This is a genomic window from Streptomyces venezuelae (genome assembly GCF_008642295.1).
In the GTDB taxonomy this organism is placed as follows: domain Bacteria; phylum Actinomycetota; class Actinomycetes; order Streptomycetales; family Streptomycetaceae; genus Streptomyces; species Streptomyces venezuelae_C.
Genome location: NZ_CP029190.1, coordinates 5141667 through 5155649, shown reverse-complemented (window position 1 = coordinate 5155649; position 13983 = coordinate 5141667). Strand labels below are relative to the sequence as shown.

The 13983-nt window shown below is 74.6% G+C and carries 14 protein-coding genes; 7 read left to right on the top strand and 7 right to left on the bottom strand.

The genetic code is table 11. From position 1 onward, the window contains the following. Positions 1 to 11: 11 nt before the first annotated feature. A complete protein-coding gene (locus DEJ50_RS23165) occupies positions 12 to 941 on the bottom strand; it encodes a hypothetical protein (protein WP_150209973.1) in 930 nt (309 codons plus the stop codon). Positions 942 to 1047: 106 nt separating this feature from the next. Between DEJ50_RS23165 and DEJ50_RS23160 the strand changes: the two genes are divergently transcribed. Continuing rightward, on the top strand, positions 1048 to 1623 hold the full coding sequence (locus tag DEJ50_RS23160; protein ID WP_150212303.1) for a hypothetical protein: 576 nt from the start codon (positions 1048 to 1050) through the stop codon (positions 1621 to 1623). Here the strand turns inward: DEJ50_RS23160 and DEJ50_RS23155 are convergent. Beyond that, entirely contained in the window at positions 1620 to 2306 is a 687-nt protein-coding gene (locus DEJ50_RS23155) for an esterase/lipase family protein (RefSeq protein WP_150209971.1), read from the bottom strand. The genes DEJ50_RS23160 and DEJ50_RS23155 overlap by 4 nt on opposite strands. Before the next feature lie 201 nt (positions 2307 to 2507). On the opposite strand from DEJ50_RS23155, the gene DEJ50_RS23150 reads away from it, so the two are divergent. Together DEJ50_RS23150 and DEJ50_RS23145 are read left to right on the top strand one after the other, a co-directional pair. Further along, on the top strand, positions 2508 to 3545 hold the full coding sequence (locus DEJ50_RS23150; RefSeq protein WP_150209970.1) for a rod shape-determining protein: 1038 nt from the start codon (positions 2508 to 2510) through the stop codon (positions 3543 to 3545). 4 nt (positions 3546 to 3549) lie between these two features. Beyond that, positions 3550 to 5181, top strand: coding sequence for a GAF domain-containing protein (locus tag DEJ50_RS23145; protein WP_190344646.1), 1632 nt, complete (start codon positions 3550 to 3552; stop codon positions 5179 to 5181). A gap of 2 nt (positions 5182 to 5183) precedes the next feature. Here DEJ50_RS23145 and DEJ50_RS23140 read toward each other — a convergent pair whose 3' ends face one another. Continuing rightward, positions 5184 to 5624: an Lrp/AsnC family transcriptional regulator gene (locus tag DEJ50_RS23140; RefSeq protein WP_150209968.1), complete on the bottom strand. Its 441-nt coding sequence runs from the start codon at positions 5622 to 5624 to the stop codon at positions 5184 to 5186. A 70-nt stretch (positions 5625 to 5694) separates the two neighbouring features. On the opposite strand from DEJ50_RS23140, the gene DEJ50_RS35260 reads away from it, so the two are divergent. Both DEJ50_RS35260 and DEJ50_RS23130 read left to right on the top strand, forming a co-directional pair. After that, positions 5695 to 6426 (top strand): LysE family transporter, encoded by a 732-nt coding sequence (locus DEJ50_RS35260; protein WP_150209966.1) that lies wholly within the window; start codon positions 5695 to 5697, stop codon positions 6424 to 6426. Positions 6427 to 6435: 9 nt separating this feature from the next. Further along, complete coding sequence (locus DEJ50_RS23130) at positions 6436 to 7794, top strand: carboxyl transferase domain-containing protein (protein WP_223837877.1); 1359 nt, start codon at positions 6436 to 6438, stop codon at positions 7792 to 7794. Between the two features lie 25 nt (positions 7795 to 7819). Here DEJ50_RS23130 and DEJ50_RS23125 read toward each other — a convergent pair whose 3' ends face one another. Further along, positions 7820 to 8896, bottom strand: a complete 1077-nt coding sequence (locus DEJ50_RS23125) for an esterase-like activity of phytase family protein (protein WP_190344642.1) — start codon at positions 8894 to 8896, stop codon at positions 7820 to 7822. A gap of 75 nt (positions 8897 to 8971) precedes the next feature. Further along, entirely contained in the window at positions 8972 to 9763 is a 792-nt protein-coding gene (locus tag DEJ50_RS23120) for a helix-turn-helix transcriptional regulator (protein WP_150209962.1), read from the bottom strand. 48 nt (positions 9764 to 9811) lie between these two features. Between DEJ50_RS23120 and DEJ50_RS23115 the strand changes: the two genes are divergently transcribed. Next, positions 9812 to 10183: a cupin domain-containing protein gene (locus DEJ50_RS23115; RefSeq protein ID WP_150209960.1), complete on the top strand. Its 372-nt coding sequence runs from the start codon at positions 9812 to 9814 to the stop codon at positions 10181 to 10183. A gap of 83 nt (positions 10184 to 10266) precedes the next feature. Here the strand turns inward: DEJ50_RS23115 and DEJ50_RS23110 are convergent, their stop codons facing one another. Further along, positions 10267 to 11568 (bottom strand): MFS transporter, encoded by a 1302-nt coding sequence (locus DEJ50_RS23110; protein WP_150209959.1) that lies wholly within the window; start codon positions 11566 to 11568, stop codon positions 10267 to 10269. Between the two features lie 516 nt (positions 11569 to 12084). Between DEJ50_RS23110 and DEJ50_RS23105 the strand changes: the two genes are divergently transcribed. Next, the gene (locus DEJ50_RS23105; RefSeq protein WP_150209957.1) at positions 12085 to 13254 is read left to right on the top strand and encodes a glutamate--cysteine ligase; all 1170 of its coding nucleotides are present in this window, start codon (positions 12085 to 12087) and stop codon (positions 13252 to 13254) included. A 56-nt stretch (positions 13255 to 13310) separates the two neighbouring features. On the opposite strand, the gene DEJ50_RS23100 is transcribed toward DEJ50_RS23105, so the two are convergent. After that, on the bottom strand, positions 13311 to 13979 hold the full coding sequence (locus DEJ50_RS23100; protein ID WP_150209955.1) for a hypothetical protein: 669 nt from the start codon (positions 13977 to 13979) through the stop codon (positions 13311 to 13313). Between the last annotated feature and the right edge of the window lie 4 nt (positions 13980 to 13983).

Here is a 13983-nt window from a genome sequence, read left to right as displayed (position 1 = left end):
CCCCTCCTGGGTTACCAGCAGAAGAAGAGGAAGCACGTCTCCTCCGGCGCGGGCTCGGGCTCCGGCTCGGGTTCCGGCGGGGCCGGCGGCTTGGGCGTGTGCGTCTTGCTGCCGCCCGGTTTGGGCTTGCCCGGCTTGCCGGAGCCGCTCGGCGAAGCCCCCGTGCTCTGCGACCCGGTCGGCTCGGCCGTCCCCGATTCGCTCGCCTCGTCGGACGGCTCCGGCAGCTCCGGCCCCGGCACCCCGGACTGGGCCGCACGCGTCGGGCCCGGTTCGCCCTCGGCCTCCGCCGTCGGGGACACCGCAGCGGACTTGCCGGGCTTGGCCGAGGCCTTCGGGGCCTTCCCCAGCGAGGGCGCCACGGTCGGCGCCGCCACCGAGCCCTGCGGCGCCGGCTGGTCCGGCTGCTCCATGTCGTCCTGCAGGAGCACCGTGGAGGCCCGGTCCCGGTGCTCGCCGTCAGCCGTGAGCCGGGCCAGCGCCAGCGAGCCGCCCGCGGCGATCGCCATGCCCAGCGCGATGGTGAGCAGGGTCCGGCGGCGACGGCGGTGCAGGGCCCGGCGGCGTGCCTGGCCGCGGGCCCGCCCGTTGCCCTGGTAGGGCCCGCCGAGCACGATCGCGAGCTCGCCGGGCGGCGGCTCGTCCGCATCCGGCGGGGTGCCGCCGGGCGCCTGCGGGGCGGCCGGCACGTCCGGCGCGTACCCGGCGTACGGGGCATCGGCGGCGTACGGAGCGTTGGTGGCGTACGGAGCGTTGGAGGAGGCGTACGGACTCGCTCCCGGGCCTGCCGCATACGGGTCCACCGGCGCGGGCATGGGCACGGGCGTGGCCCCGGGCGCGGCGGCTGACGGCGCGGCGGTCAGGTATTCGGCCGGCGTCCCGCATCCGGCGCACGCGAGTGCGCCGTTGAGGTACCTGCGACAGGCGTGGCAGTAGTCCATGGCGCCCGCAGGCTATGCCGTCTACCGCAACATCCGTATCCCGAGAACGTAAGGATCCTGTGTGAGATTCGACGCCACCGCCTTTCAGCTGGTCCTCCTGCGCCGGATGGCCGACTTCCAGCCGGACCTCGCCGAGGAGGCCCGGCTCCGGCTCGGCGCCACCCTCGCCGAGCAGCGCGCGGCCAACAAACACTGGCAGGCCATGGTCCTCCCCCAGACTTCGTCCGGGAGGGGCCCCCAACCGCGCTCGCGCGGTGCCCTGGCCCGCTACCGCTCGGTCCTCGGCCCGCCCGAGTCGGTATCCGCCCGCACCGTCGGGGACCTGGAGTGCGAGGCGCTGCTCTGGCCGGTGCCGCTCTGGCCCGACCTGCGGTTCGAGGTGCTGGCCGGGCCGGACGGGGCGGTGTGGAACGAGTGGCTGGTACGGGCCCCGGGTGCGCCGGGGCCCGTCCTGCAGGGCCCGGAGGACCTGCGGCCGTGGTCGGCGACGGTGGACGAGGTGGCGCGGGCCTTCGCTCCGGTCCGCCCCATGGAGGGGACCGCGCCGACCCGCTGGCGGCTGTCCTTCACCGCGGCCGGGCAGCCCTGCGTGGCCGAGTTCACCCACGGCCTCCTCCAGCGGGTCTCGGTCGGACACCCCCCGGGGCCCAGCGCCGCGGCACCCGGCCCCGACACCGCCTAGGAGGCGAGGAAGGCGCGGACCCCGGCCGAGGTCGGGTCGTCCCCGAGCAGGTCGTTGTGGGCCAGGCAGCCGACGCCCGTGTTCTGGGCGCCGGTCAGCGGGACGCTGCCGTCCGGATTGACGACCTCGTCGCAGTTCGACCAGAAGGTCGCGTACTTCACCGCGCCCGGGGTCTCGTCCCCGGCGGCGAGGTTCTTCTGGACGTACGAGTTCGGGGTCATGTCCCGGCAGGCCTGGTCCCACAGGGCGCAGGCCCAGGCGGTCGAGGTGCCGTGGTTGGGGCCGGCCAGCGAGACCCAGTGGCCGACGGTCGCGGTGCCGCCGCCGAACTTCACGTACCAGCGGCTGACCAGCGACCCGAAGGAGTGGGCGACCACGTCGACCTTGGCCGCGCCGGTCTGCCGGCGCACCTCCTCGACGTACGAGGCGAACCGGCCGGAGAGCACCTCGTTGACCGACTGGTGGGTGTCGTAGCCCCAGGAGAACAGCTCCGCGTCGGTGTAGCCGGCGGCGCGCAGGTCCGCTCGGAGCGCGCCCCAGACGCCGGGGTCCGCGTTGTAACCGTGCACGAAGACCACCGGATTGCGGGCGGCGGCCCGGGCGGGCAGCGGCGCGAGCAGGGCCAGGCAGAGTGCAAGGCAGAGTGTCAGGAGTGCCGCAATCTTCTGGCGGGCCGTCAGCATCGGGTCCCCCTTACCTTGTTACGCGCGAGTAGCACGGTTGGTGGGGGCATGCTGCTGCCTGTCGGTACAGAAATCCACCCCTGTGCAGCACCCCGACCGGAGCAACCCAACAGGCAGTCCGCCCGCTTTGCCGTGAAAGATGACAGATGTGACCGGCAGTCCGCCGGCCTTCTTGCGTCAGCGCACTCGGGAGGATCTGCCGTGACCTTCAGTCTTGAGCAGCTGCGCCGCTGCCACGTCGGCGTCGACCTGGGGGCAGCCCGCACCCGTGTGTACGTCAAGGGCGCCGGCCTGGTCGTCGACGAGCCCAGCGTCGCCGCGGTCAACACACGTACCGGCGCACTCATCGCCGTCGGCACCTTCGCCGAGCGGATGACCGGCCGCACCCCCGACTACATCCGGGTGGTCCGCCCCGTCTCGGGCGGCACCGTCGTCGACATCGAGATGGCCCAGCGGATGCTGCGCCACCTGCTGGGCGAGAAGCTCCGGCGCGCCCTGCGCCGCAAGCCCCGGCTGCGCGCCGCCGCCTGCACCCCGCACGACGCCGATCCGCTGGCCCAGCGGGCTGCGGTGGAGACCCTGGTCGGACTCGGCGCCCGCCGGGTCGAACTGGTCGACACCCTGATCGCGGCGGCCGTCGGCTGCGGCCTGCCCGTGGAACAGCCCACCGCGACGATGATCATGGTGTGCGGGGCCGCCGCCACCCAGGTGGCGGTGCTCTCCCTCGGCTCCATCGTGACCGCGGAACGGGTACCGGTCGGCGGCGAGGCCATCGACCACGCGGTGGTCCAGCACCTGCGGCACGCCCACGAGCTGATGCTGCCCAGCCAGGCCGTACGGCCGCTCCAACTGGCCCTGCACGGCAACGGCATCACCGACGAGGGCCCCGCGTCCACCCTGATCCACGGCCGGGACGTGGCCACCGGCCTGGCCCGCTCGGTGCATGTGGACACGGCGGCGGTCCGGGACGCCATCCACACCCCGCTGACCGCGGTCCTGGACGGCATCGGCAAGGTGCTGCGCGACTGCCCGCCGGACCTGGTCGCCGACCTGACGGACCGGGGAATCATGATGGTGGGCGGCAGCGCGCTGCTGCCGGGGCTGGACCAGATGCTGCGCGACGCGACCGGGATGCCGGTGGCCATCGCGGAACGGCCCGATGTGTGTGCCGTCCTGGGTCTGGGCGCCATGCTGGAAGGAAAGATCGCCCCGATGGTCCTCAACCCGCTGTCCGAATGACCGGATGACCATGCCGGAGGAAGGCGGCACCGGCACCGCCGACGGCGGAAACCGCACGAGTGGCCCGGCCGGCGAGGCCTCGGCACCGGGGCGGCCCGCCGGGCCGCCCCGCCTGCCCGTGCTGCTGGAGGCCGTACTCGGTGTCGGTTCGGAACGCGAACTGCACACCACCCTCCAGCACCTCGTGGACTCCGCGGCCGAGCTGAGCGGGGCCCGGTACGCCGCGCTGGGGGTGGTGGACCCCGAGCGCGGCGGGCTGACCGCACTGTTCACGGCCGGCCTGACCGAGGAGGAGCGGGCGAGGATCCCGCACCTGCCGGACGGCCGCTCCGGCCTGCCGGGCACCCTGGTCACCGATCCGCGCCCGCTGCGGGTGGACCGGATCAGCGAGGACCCGCGCTCGGTGGGCTTCCCGCCCGGCCACCCCGCGATGGAATCCTTCGTCGGAGTGCCGATCCGGGTCCACACCGATGTCTTCGGCAACCTCTACCTGGCCGACAAGCAGGGCGGCGGGCCGTTCACCGACGAGGACCTGGCACTGCTGCGGGTCCTCGCCTCCCAGGCCGGCATAGCGATCGGCAACGCCCGGCTGTACGACACCGCCCGGCGCCGGGAGCACTGGATCGAGGGCGCGGCGGCCATCACCACCGCCCTGCTGACCGGACGGCCGGCGGCGGATGCGCTGATGTGCGTGGCGGAACGGGCCCGGCTGCTGGCCGATGCGGCGGCCGGGGTGGTGCTCCAGCCGACCCCGGAGGGCGGTATGGAAATCGTGGCCGCCTCCACCCATGGCGACCCCGGGGACCTGGTCGGCACCGCCATCGCCCCCGGGAGCGCGGTGCTGGAACAACTGCTGGGCGGCGAACCCGTCTTCATCGAGGACTCGGCGACCGATCCGCGGATGACCACACATGTGCGGGAACGATTCGGCCCCAGCATGATGCTGCCGCTGCAGAGCGGCGGACAGCTGATCGGCACGCTGGCGCTGCCGCGGGAGCGCGGGGGACGCCCGTACGATGCGGTGGACCGGCTGCTGGCCTCGCAGTTCGCCTCCCAGGCGGCGCTGGCGCTGGTCCTGGCGGACGCCCAGCACGACCGGGAGCAGCTGGCGGTCTACGAGGACCGCGACCGGATCGCCCGGGACCTCCACGACCTGGTGGTCCAGCGGCTGTTCGCGACCGAGATGATGCTGGAGAGCACCCGGCGGCGGTCCTCGGCCGCTCCGGCCGGGGACACGGTCGGCGAGGAGCTGGGCCGGGCGGTGGACGAGCTGGACTCCACCATCCAGGACGTGCGCACCGCCATCTTCGCGCTCCAGCAGCCGCCGGCCGACGCGCCGGCCACGTTCCGGGGGCGGGTCCTGCGGGAGACCGGCGGGGCGGGGGCGCTGCTCGGCTTCCAGCCCTCGGTGCGGTTCGCGGGGGCGGTGGACACGCTGGTGACGGACCCGGTGGCCGGGGACCTGCTGGCGGCCCTGCGGAGCGCACTGGCCGCGGCGCACCGGCGGGCCGGGGTCAGCTCGGTGGAGGTGGAGGTGGACGCGGACCCCTCGGCCGTCCGGCTGACGGTCGCGGACGACGGCCGGACCGAGTCGGGCACCAGGGGCACCACGCTGACCTGGCGGTCCGCCCTCTAGGGTCAGATCCGGTCCGGACGGTTGGCGGCCCGCAGGGCGATCCGGGTGCTGGACTGGGCGACCCCGGCCTCGGTCTTGAGGCGGCGCAGCAGCACGTCGAGGGCGGCGGGGTCGGCGGCGCGGGCCCGGACCAGGTAGTCGTACGCGCCGGTGACGTGCACCGCCTCGGTGATGCCGGGCAGCCGGGTGATGGCCTGCTCGAAGGCGTCGTTGGTGGTGTCGAGCCGCAGCGTGACGTCGATGAAGACCACCAGTCCGCCGCGGGTGTCGGCGGCCGGGTCGACCAGGACGGTGAACCCGCGGATCACCCCGTCCCGGCGCATCCGGCGCACCCGGTCGGCGGCGGCGTTGGCGCTGAGCCCGACGCGGACACCGAGGTCGCGGTACGAGATCCGCGCATCCTGCTGGAGGATGCCGAGGATTTCCCTGTCCAGGCGGTCCATGCCGCGATTGTCGCAGCCGGGGCCGGTATTCACCCGCGTGTTTGTGCGCTGCCCGCGCAGGCTGCCCGGCATGAGCGAGCTGAGCGTATGGATGAGCCCCGGGCTGGCGGGCGCGGCTGCGGGCCTGGGCGTGGCGATGCCGATGGGTGCGATGAGCGTGCTGCTGCTCCAGGAGGCGATCCGCTCCCGCCGGGCGGCGGTCGCGGGGGCGGCGGGCATCGCGGTGGTGGACTTCGGCTATGCGGCGCTGGCGGTCGCGGTGGGCCCGTGGGTGGCCTCGCACGTGGCCCCGGTCGAGGCCTGGGTCCGCCTGGCCGCCGCCACCATCCTCCTGACCATAGCCACCCACGGCCTCTGGCCCCGCCCCCGCACGGCCGGGCCAGAGGCCCGCCCCGCGGCGACCGGCGGCGCCGCCGGGGCACGCGTCACGGCCGGGACGAAGCCCCGACCCGCGGGCCCCGGGCCGGAGGGTCGGGCCGGCGGGGCCGGCGGGGCACGCGGGGCCGGGCGGGTGTTTGGGCGGTATGTCGCGCTCACCGCCGTGAATCCCACCACCGCGCTCTACTTCGCCGCCCTCACCACCGCCCAGGGCAGCGAGCTCCGCAGCGGCGCAGCCGCCACCGCCTTTGTCGGCGGGGTGCTGCTCGCCTCCCTCGCCTGGCAGCAGTTCCTCGCCGCGGTCGGCGCCTTCGCCGGGGCCCGGATCTCCCCCACCGTGCGGAACTGGAGCTTCCGTCTCGGTTACGGCCTGGTCGCCGCCTACGCCCTGAAAGTGGCCCTGCCCCTCCCCTGGTCCGCCTAGGGTGGCCCCGTGACCGTGACCCGCCTGTCCGCCCGTGCGGCCCTCGCCTCCGTCGCCGATCCCGGCAGCTTCGCCGAACTCACCGTCCCCGAAGCCCGGTCCGCCCCCGACGGCCCCCTCGGCTGGTCCGGCTACGACGAGTCCCGGGCCCGCGCCACCGCCCGTACCGGCGAGCAGGAGTCCGCGGTCGTCGGCACCGCCCGCATCGACGGTCGCGAAACCGTCCTGATCTCCTTCGAGTTCGGCTTCCTCGGCGGGTCCCTGGGCCGGCGTACCGGCGACCGCCTGGAGGCCGCCTACGGACACGCCCGCGCCCACCGCCTCCCCCTGGTCTCCCTCATCGCCACCGGCGGCTCCCGCATGCAGGAGGGCATGCTCGCGCTCACCCAGCTGCAACGGGTGGCCCGCCAGTCGGTGCTCACCCGCGCCGCCCGGCTGCCGCAGATCGCCGTGCTGCGCGATCCGACCACCGGCGGCGGCTGGGCCACCCTCGGCGCGGGCGCGGACGTGGTGCTCGCGCTCCCCGGTGCCCAGGTGGGCTTCGCCGGGTCCCGGGTACGACCGGCCGATGCCGATCCGGCCGCGTACACCGCCGAGGGCCAGTACGCCGCCGGGCACGTGGACGCCGTCGTGCCGGCCGCGGAGCTCCGCACCACCCTGGGCACCTGGCTGGGCCTGCTGACCGGCGGCGGCTCGCACCGCCCCGAGCCGCCGGCCGCCCTCGGCGCCCCGGACGGCGTACCGGCACCGGCGACCGGCTGGGAGGCCGTACGCCGGGCCCGGCACCCGGACCGGCCGCGCGCCGGGGCCTACCTGGACGCCTACTTCGAGACGCGCCTGCCCCTCTCCGGGGACCGGGCCGGCGGCACCGACCCCGGCATGCTGTGCGGATTCGGCTTCCGCGAGGGCCGGGCCATCGGGTACGCGGCCCAGTGCGGCACCGCAACCCGCCCGGCCGGCTACCGGACCGCCGCCCGGCTGATCCGGCTCGCGGACCGGCTCGGCATCCCGGTGCTCACCCTGGTGGACACCCCGGGCGCCGCCAACGACGCGGCGGCCGAGCACGCCGGGGCCGGCGCGGCCATCGCGGACACCTTCGCGGCACTGGCCGCGGCGGCCGTGCCGGTCACCACCCTGCTGATCGGCGAGGGCGGCTCGGGCGGCGCGCTGGCCCTGGCCGCCCCCGGCAACACCTGGGTCACCCCCGACAGTTACTTCTCGGTGATCGCCCCCGAGCTGGCCGCCGCCATCCTCAAGCGCCCCGCCGACCAGGCCCCGGCCACCGCCGACCAGCTCCGGCTGCGCCCCCAGGACCTGGTGGAGCTGGGGGTCGCCCGGGGCATCGTGGAGCACCGCAAGGACCGGTGAACGGGCTCCGTCAGTACAGGCTGCGTCAGTGCCGGCTGCGGGCCGGCAGCCGGACCTCGGCCGTGTAGAGGCGGGTGATCTGCTGCGGCAGCTCGTTGTCGTCGCTGGCCAGCAGCAGCCGCACCCGCCCGCGCCCGCCGTCCTCCGCCGTCACGGCCATGGCCTCGATGTTGTCCACCAGCGGATGGTTCTGCGGCAGCCTGGACGGCGCGCCCAGCGTGGGGCAGGTGTCGAAGTCGCCGATCAGGGTCTTGCGGGCGGTCCGCAGGCCCGGCCCCTCGGCGAGCTGCTCGATGCCCCGGGTGTCGGTGGCGCGCAGCGGGTCCGCCACGTACAGCCGTACGGTGATGGCGAATTCGCGGGTGAAGCCGCGCTCCAGGACGATCAGCCGGCCGTCCCGGGTGGCCGCCAGCTCGACCAGGCCGTGCCCGGGGTCGACGGCGTAGGCGTACTGCGGGCCGAGCACGAACTCCCCGTTCGGCTTCCGCTCCCAGGTCTGGATGCGCTGCAGGGTGCGCCCCTCGGCGTCCTTGCCGTCCCCGGCGAGCGGGCCTTCGACGCCCGCCACCAGGGTCCGGCCGCCGGGCAGCAGGGTCAGCGACTCGAAGGTCTGGTTGGCGGTGGCCCGGCCGCCCTGCGCCGCGAGCCTGAACGCGTCCGGCACCGGCAGGGTGCCGATCAGCCGCCCGGTGCGGCTGTAGCGGTTGACGGCGGGGGCGAACTCGTCGGTGACCAGGTACGAGCCGTCGCGGTCGATCACGATGCCCTCGGAATCCACCGGCTTCCCGGCGCCGTCGGCGAGTGGCAGCTGCGCGGTGGCGGTGGGCGGCCCGTCCGAGAGACTGCCGCCGCGCCCGGTCTTCAGCGTGAACAGCACCGAGCGGTCCGAGACCGCGGCGACGGTGCCGTCCCGCCGGACCGCGAGACCCGAAATCCCGCCCACCGGCCGCCCGTCGACGGTGGTCTTGTCGAGCGCGTCGGAGTAGCCGGTGACGGAGAGGTACGGAGAGCAGGCGCCGCGTCCGCCCCCGGCATGAGCGCCTCCGGCGTGGGCCGCCCCGGCGGGCTGGACGAGCGTGCCGAACACGGCAGCGGTGGCCACGGCGGTGGCGGCGAGCGTACGAAGGGAAAGGGGAAGACCTCGCAACAGGACGGACAAAATCCGGCCAACTTCCGTTCACACTCGGCCTGATCGGGCGAACCGTGCCGGGCTGGTTCCGACATACCGCCGGAAGTGCCGGGTCAAATGGGCCTGGTCGTGGAATCCCACCGCCACCGCCACCTCCGCCGGCCGCATCCCGGCGAGCAGCAGCCGCCGCGCCGCCGCCACCCGCCGCCCGGTCAGATAGGCGTGCGGCGGCAGCCCGAAGGCCCGGCCGAACGACCGGATCAGGTGGGTCGTATGGGCCTCCCCCAGCTCATCGGCCGCCTCCGCCAGGGTGATCCCCTCGACGGTCCGGGCGTCCAGCAGTTCCCGCAGCCGTACGGCGAGCCCGGCGCCCGGGGGCCGCGGCCCGGCGGGGCCCCACCCGGCCAGCCGGTCGCGCAGCCGTTCCCGTACGAAGGCCAGCCGCGACTCCGCTTCGAACAGCTCCCGCCCGCCCAGCGCCCGGTGCAGTCCGTGGACCCGGTCCCGCAGGGCGGCGTCGTGCAGCAGCGGGGTGTCCACGGCGGCCCCGGTCAGCCCGGCCGGCAGCACCGAGGTGTCCAGGTACAGCACCCTTTTACGGAACCCCGATTCGGTGACCGTACGGCCGTCGTGCACCACCCCCGGCGGGAGCAGCACCACGGTCTCCGGCACCCCGGCACCGTGCCGCTCGCGATCGAGCGCGAAATCGACCCGGCCGCTGTCCAGGATCATCAGCGTCCAGGTGTCGTGGACATGGGCCGGATAGGCGTGGGCGGTGAACCGGGCGTGGAACACCTCGGTGATCCCCGGCACTTCGGGCTGCCACGCCGAGACGGTCATGTCAGGAACGTACAAGACGGCCGTCGGCGGCCCCGGCAGGCTGCCGCCATGACTGTGAACCGAGTCGGCAAGGTCGACATCGCGGAGAAACTGGCCGGGTTCGACGAGCACTGGGCGCCGCGCCGCATCGCGCGGATCAACGACTACGAAATCAAGGCCGCCAAACTGCAGGGCGAGTTCGTGTGGCACGCACACGAGGACACCGATGAGATGTTCCTGGTGGTCAGCGGGGAGCTGACCATCCGGTTGCGGGACGGGCAGGTGGTGCTCGGACCAGGCGAGTTGTACGTCGTACCGCGCGGGGTCGAGCACTGCCCGGCCGCCTCGGAGGAGGTGTCGGTCCTGCTGTTCGAGCCGGCCGGCACGGTCAACACCGGATCGGCGGGCGGCGACCGCACCCGCGAACCGGTGGACGCCTGACCGGCTCCGGAGGCCAGCTCCGGCTCCGGCTCCGGAGGCCGGCTCCGGCTCCGGAGGCCGGCTCCGGCTTCGGGGGCTGGGGGCTACGCCACCGGCGACCGCGCGTCATAGCGGGCGAAGCCGCGCCAGCGGGCCGCGAGCAGGGCCACCGCCAGGACACAGGCCAGTCCGCCGCCGGTGATGGCAAGCTCCGGCGAGGTGAGGTCGGCGGCCGTGCCGGCCAGGAAGTCGCCCAGCCGGGGCCCGCCCGCGACCACCACGATGAAGACGCCCTGCAGCCGCCCCCGCATGTCGTCGGGGGTGGCGGCCTGGAGCATGGTGGTGCGGAACACCATCGAGATGGTGTCCATCCAGCCGGCCAGGGCCAGGAAGAACAGCCCGAGCCAGAGGTTCCGGGTGAGCCCGAACACCGCGATGGCCAGCCCCCAGGCCGCGACCGACAACAGGATCGCCAGGCCGTGCCGCCGGATCCGGCCCTGCCAGCCGGAGAACAGGCCGCCGAGCAGCGCACCTGCCGCAGTGGCGGCGCCCAGCAGCCCCACGGTGAGGGCATCGCCGCCGTACCAGATCACTGCGATGGCCGGGAACAGCGCCTTCGGCTGGGCCAGCACCATCGCGCACAGGTCGGAGAAGAAGGTCATCCGGATGTTGGGCCGGGTGGCGAGGAACCGCAGCCCGTCCAGCACCGAGGCCCGGCCCCGCTTGCCGTCCGCCCGCTCCGGCCGCATCGAGGGCAGCCGCCACATCGCGTAGAAGGCTCCGACGAAGGCGACCGCGTCGATCAGATACGCGGCCTGGTACCCCCACAGGCCCACGACCAGCCCGCCCAGCATCGGCCCCACCAGGAACCCGGAGGTGGTGGTCACCGACTGGAGCGCATTGGCGGCGGGCAGCTGCTCGGGCGGCAGCAGCCGGGGGATCATCGCCGACCGGGCGGGCGAGTTCAGCGCACCGCACACCGCCTGGAGGGCGACCACGGTGTAGAGGAGCCACACCCGGTGATAGCCGAGCAGCGCGGCGGCGGCCAGCACCACCGAGAGCAGGCCCAGCCCGCCGGAACTGGCGAGGCCCAGGGCGCGCCGGTCGACGGAGTCGGCGATGGCTCCGCCGTAGAGACCGAAGACGATCAGCGGGACGAGCGCGAACAGCCCGACGAGGCCGACCGAGAAGCTGGATCCGGTGATGTCGTACACCTGGAGCTGGACCGCGAGCACGGTCATCGCCGCGCCCATCCAGGAGACGGTGTTCCCGATCCACAGCCGCCGGTAGTCGGGCGAGGTCCGCAGCGGGGTGAGGTCGGCGAATATCCGCCGCCGGTCCGGGGCCGGGCCCTCGTCGCGCGGGGCCCGGTCTTCCGGCTGGGTGGAGGAGGGGGTACGCGTCACACGGGATGCTAACCGGGCACCGCATCCAAGCACCGGCCATTATTCCGCCGCCCCACGCCCCCGGCCCGGCCCTGCGCCGGGCGCGTGCCGCCGGCCGGGCACCCACGGCCCCGGCGACCGCTGGCGCCACGCCAAGGCACCCAGCCGGACCGGCATCCGGCATCCGGCATCCGGCATCCGCCGGACCGGTACGCCGCCCCGGCGACCTCCCCACCACCCCGACCCGTGCCACCGGCCCGGCCGCTGCCGCCGACCCGGCACCCGGCGCGGGGCCGGCGGCACGGGTCGGCGCCCGGCCCGGGCCGGGCCGGCCGCACGCCACGGCACCCCGCACGGCCCGGCCGCACGGCCCGGCACCCAGCGGCACCAGTCACCCCACCGGACCCCTGGGTCGCGGAGCCGGCCACTCCGGGCCGGTAACCCGCCATGGTTCCTGGAGATTTGACTGAATCGGCGTGCGCTCCCCACCTGGCGCTCAGCTCATGATGAAAAGACTCGTATGTCCAGGGAGGCGCAGTGATCGAACCTGGCAAAGGAACCGCGAGCAACACTCTTCGCACCATCGGGCGGGCCGGCGGCCGGGCCGGCGCCGTTCCGCTCACGGTCGGGGTGGAGGAGGAGTTCCTCCTCGTCGACGCCCGGACCTTCAAGGTGGTCCCGGCCGCCCCGCTCGTCCTCGCCACCGCCGGCGGGGAACCGCACCATCTGCACGCCGAGGGAACCCGGTACCAGGTGGAGATCTCCACCCCCATCGCCGACTCGGCCACGACCCTCCGCGAGGAACTCGGCGCGCTGCGGCGCTCCCTCGCCAAGGCGGCCCGGACGCACGGCTGCCGGCTGCTCGCCAGCCCCTCTCCGGTGGTGGCCCTGGACGGGCCCCTGCACCTGACCGACGACGAACCGCGCCAGCGCGAACAGCACCGCCGCTTCGGCGCCCTCACCGACACCCTGGTCGGCTGCGGCCGGCACATCCACATCGGCACCCTCGACGTGGACACCGCCGTGGCCGTGGCCAACCGGGTCCGCCCGTGGCTGCCGACGCTGATCGCGCTGGCCGCCAACTCGCCGTACTGGCAGGGCCGCGACACCGGCCACGCCAGCTGGCGGGCCATGGCCTGGTCCGCCTGGCCCTCGGCGGGCCTGCCGCCGCACTTCACCTCCACCGCCCACTACCGGCGCTCGGTCCAGACCCTGCTCGGCTCCGGGGCGGCGCTCGACACCAAGATGGTCTACTGGGACCTCCGCCCGTCCGGGAACTGGCCCACGCTCGAGATCCGGGCGCCCGACATGTCCCCGGACATCGAGACCGCGGTGCTCCAGGCCGAACTGGCCCGCGCCCTGGTCGCGACCGCGCTGCGCGAGATCGCCGGGCACCACCCGGCCCCGGAGGCCCGGGACGAGGTACTGCGGCTGGCCCGCTGGCGGGCCGCCCACGACGGCCTGGAGGGCTTCGGCCTGGACCCCTACACGGGCACCGAGCTCCCCGCGGCGGACCTCGCGGAGGCCCTGCTCGACCACATCGCCCCGGAACTGGCGGCGGCCGGTGACCTGGACCACGCCGCCACCACCCTGGCCGCTCTCCTGCGTGACGGCTCCGGCGCCCACCGCCAGCGCGCGGCCTACGCCCGCAGAGGAGACCTCACGGACGTCCTCCGCCACCTGGCGGACACCACCGAGGCCTTCTGACCCGAAGCCGCAGGTGACAGCGATCCTTCACCTGCGGCCCACGGCGGGGCCCGCTCTCAGGCGAGGACGTTCACGGCTCGGGCGATCACGAGCCCGAGGATGAGCAGCGAGACAAGGGACTGTACGGCCATGGCGATCTTCGCCCAGGGGGCCAGCGGCATGACGTCGGTGGGGCTGAAGGCGGTGGAGTTGGTGAGCCCGAGGTAGAGGTAGTCGACGTACCGGGGGCGCCAGTGCACGGCGTTCAGGTCGAGGTTGAGCTGCTGGGGGAAGGCGAGTTCCGGGGTGGCGGGCATCCGGTGGGCCCGGGCCGCCGCTCCGCCGCTGTCGAGTTCGAAGTACAGCAGGGAGAACGCCAGCACGGTGGAGGCCCAGACGACGCCGCCCGCCTGGAGCAGCCCGGTGGCGGAGTTCGTCTCGGCCCCGCCGTGGATGAGGTCGTCGACCAGCCTGACGGTCGACCAGATGGCGCTGACGGCCAGCACACCGACGAGGGCGATCGACACGAAGCGCAGAACGGCCGAGCGCCGGTTGATCCGGCCGGGGTCGCCCGCGATCAGCGTCACGAGCAGCAGCCCTTCGATGCACGGGAGCAGCCAGCGGGGCCCCAGGCGCAGGTCGTCGGGCGTCAGCAGGAGCAGCGCCATGGCGACGACGACGGCACCGGCCATCGGCCAGCGGGTCTCGCCGAACGGATCCCGCCGCGGCTCCGGCTCGTACGGCATGCCA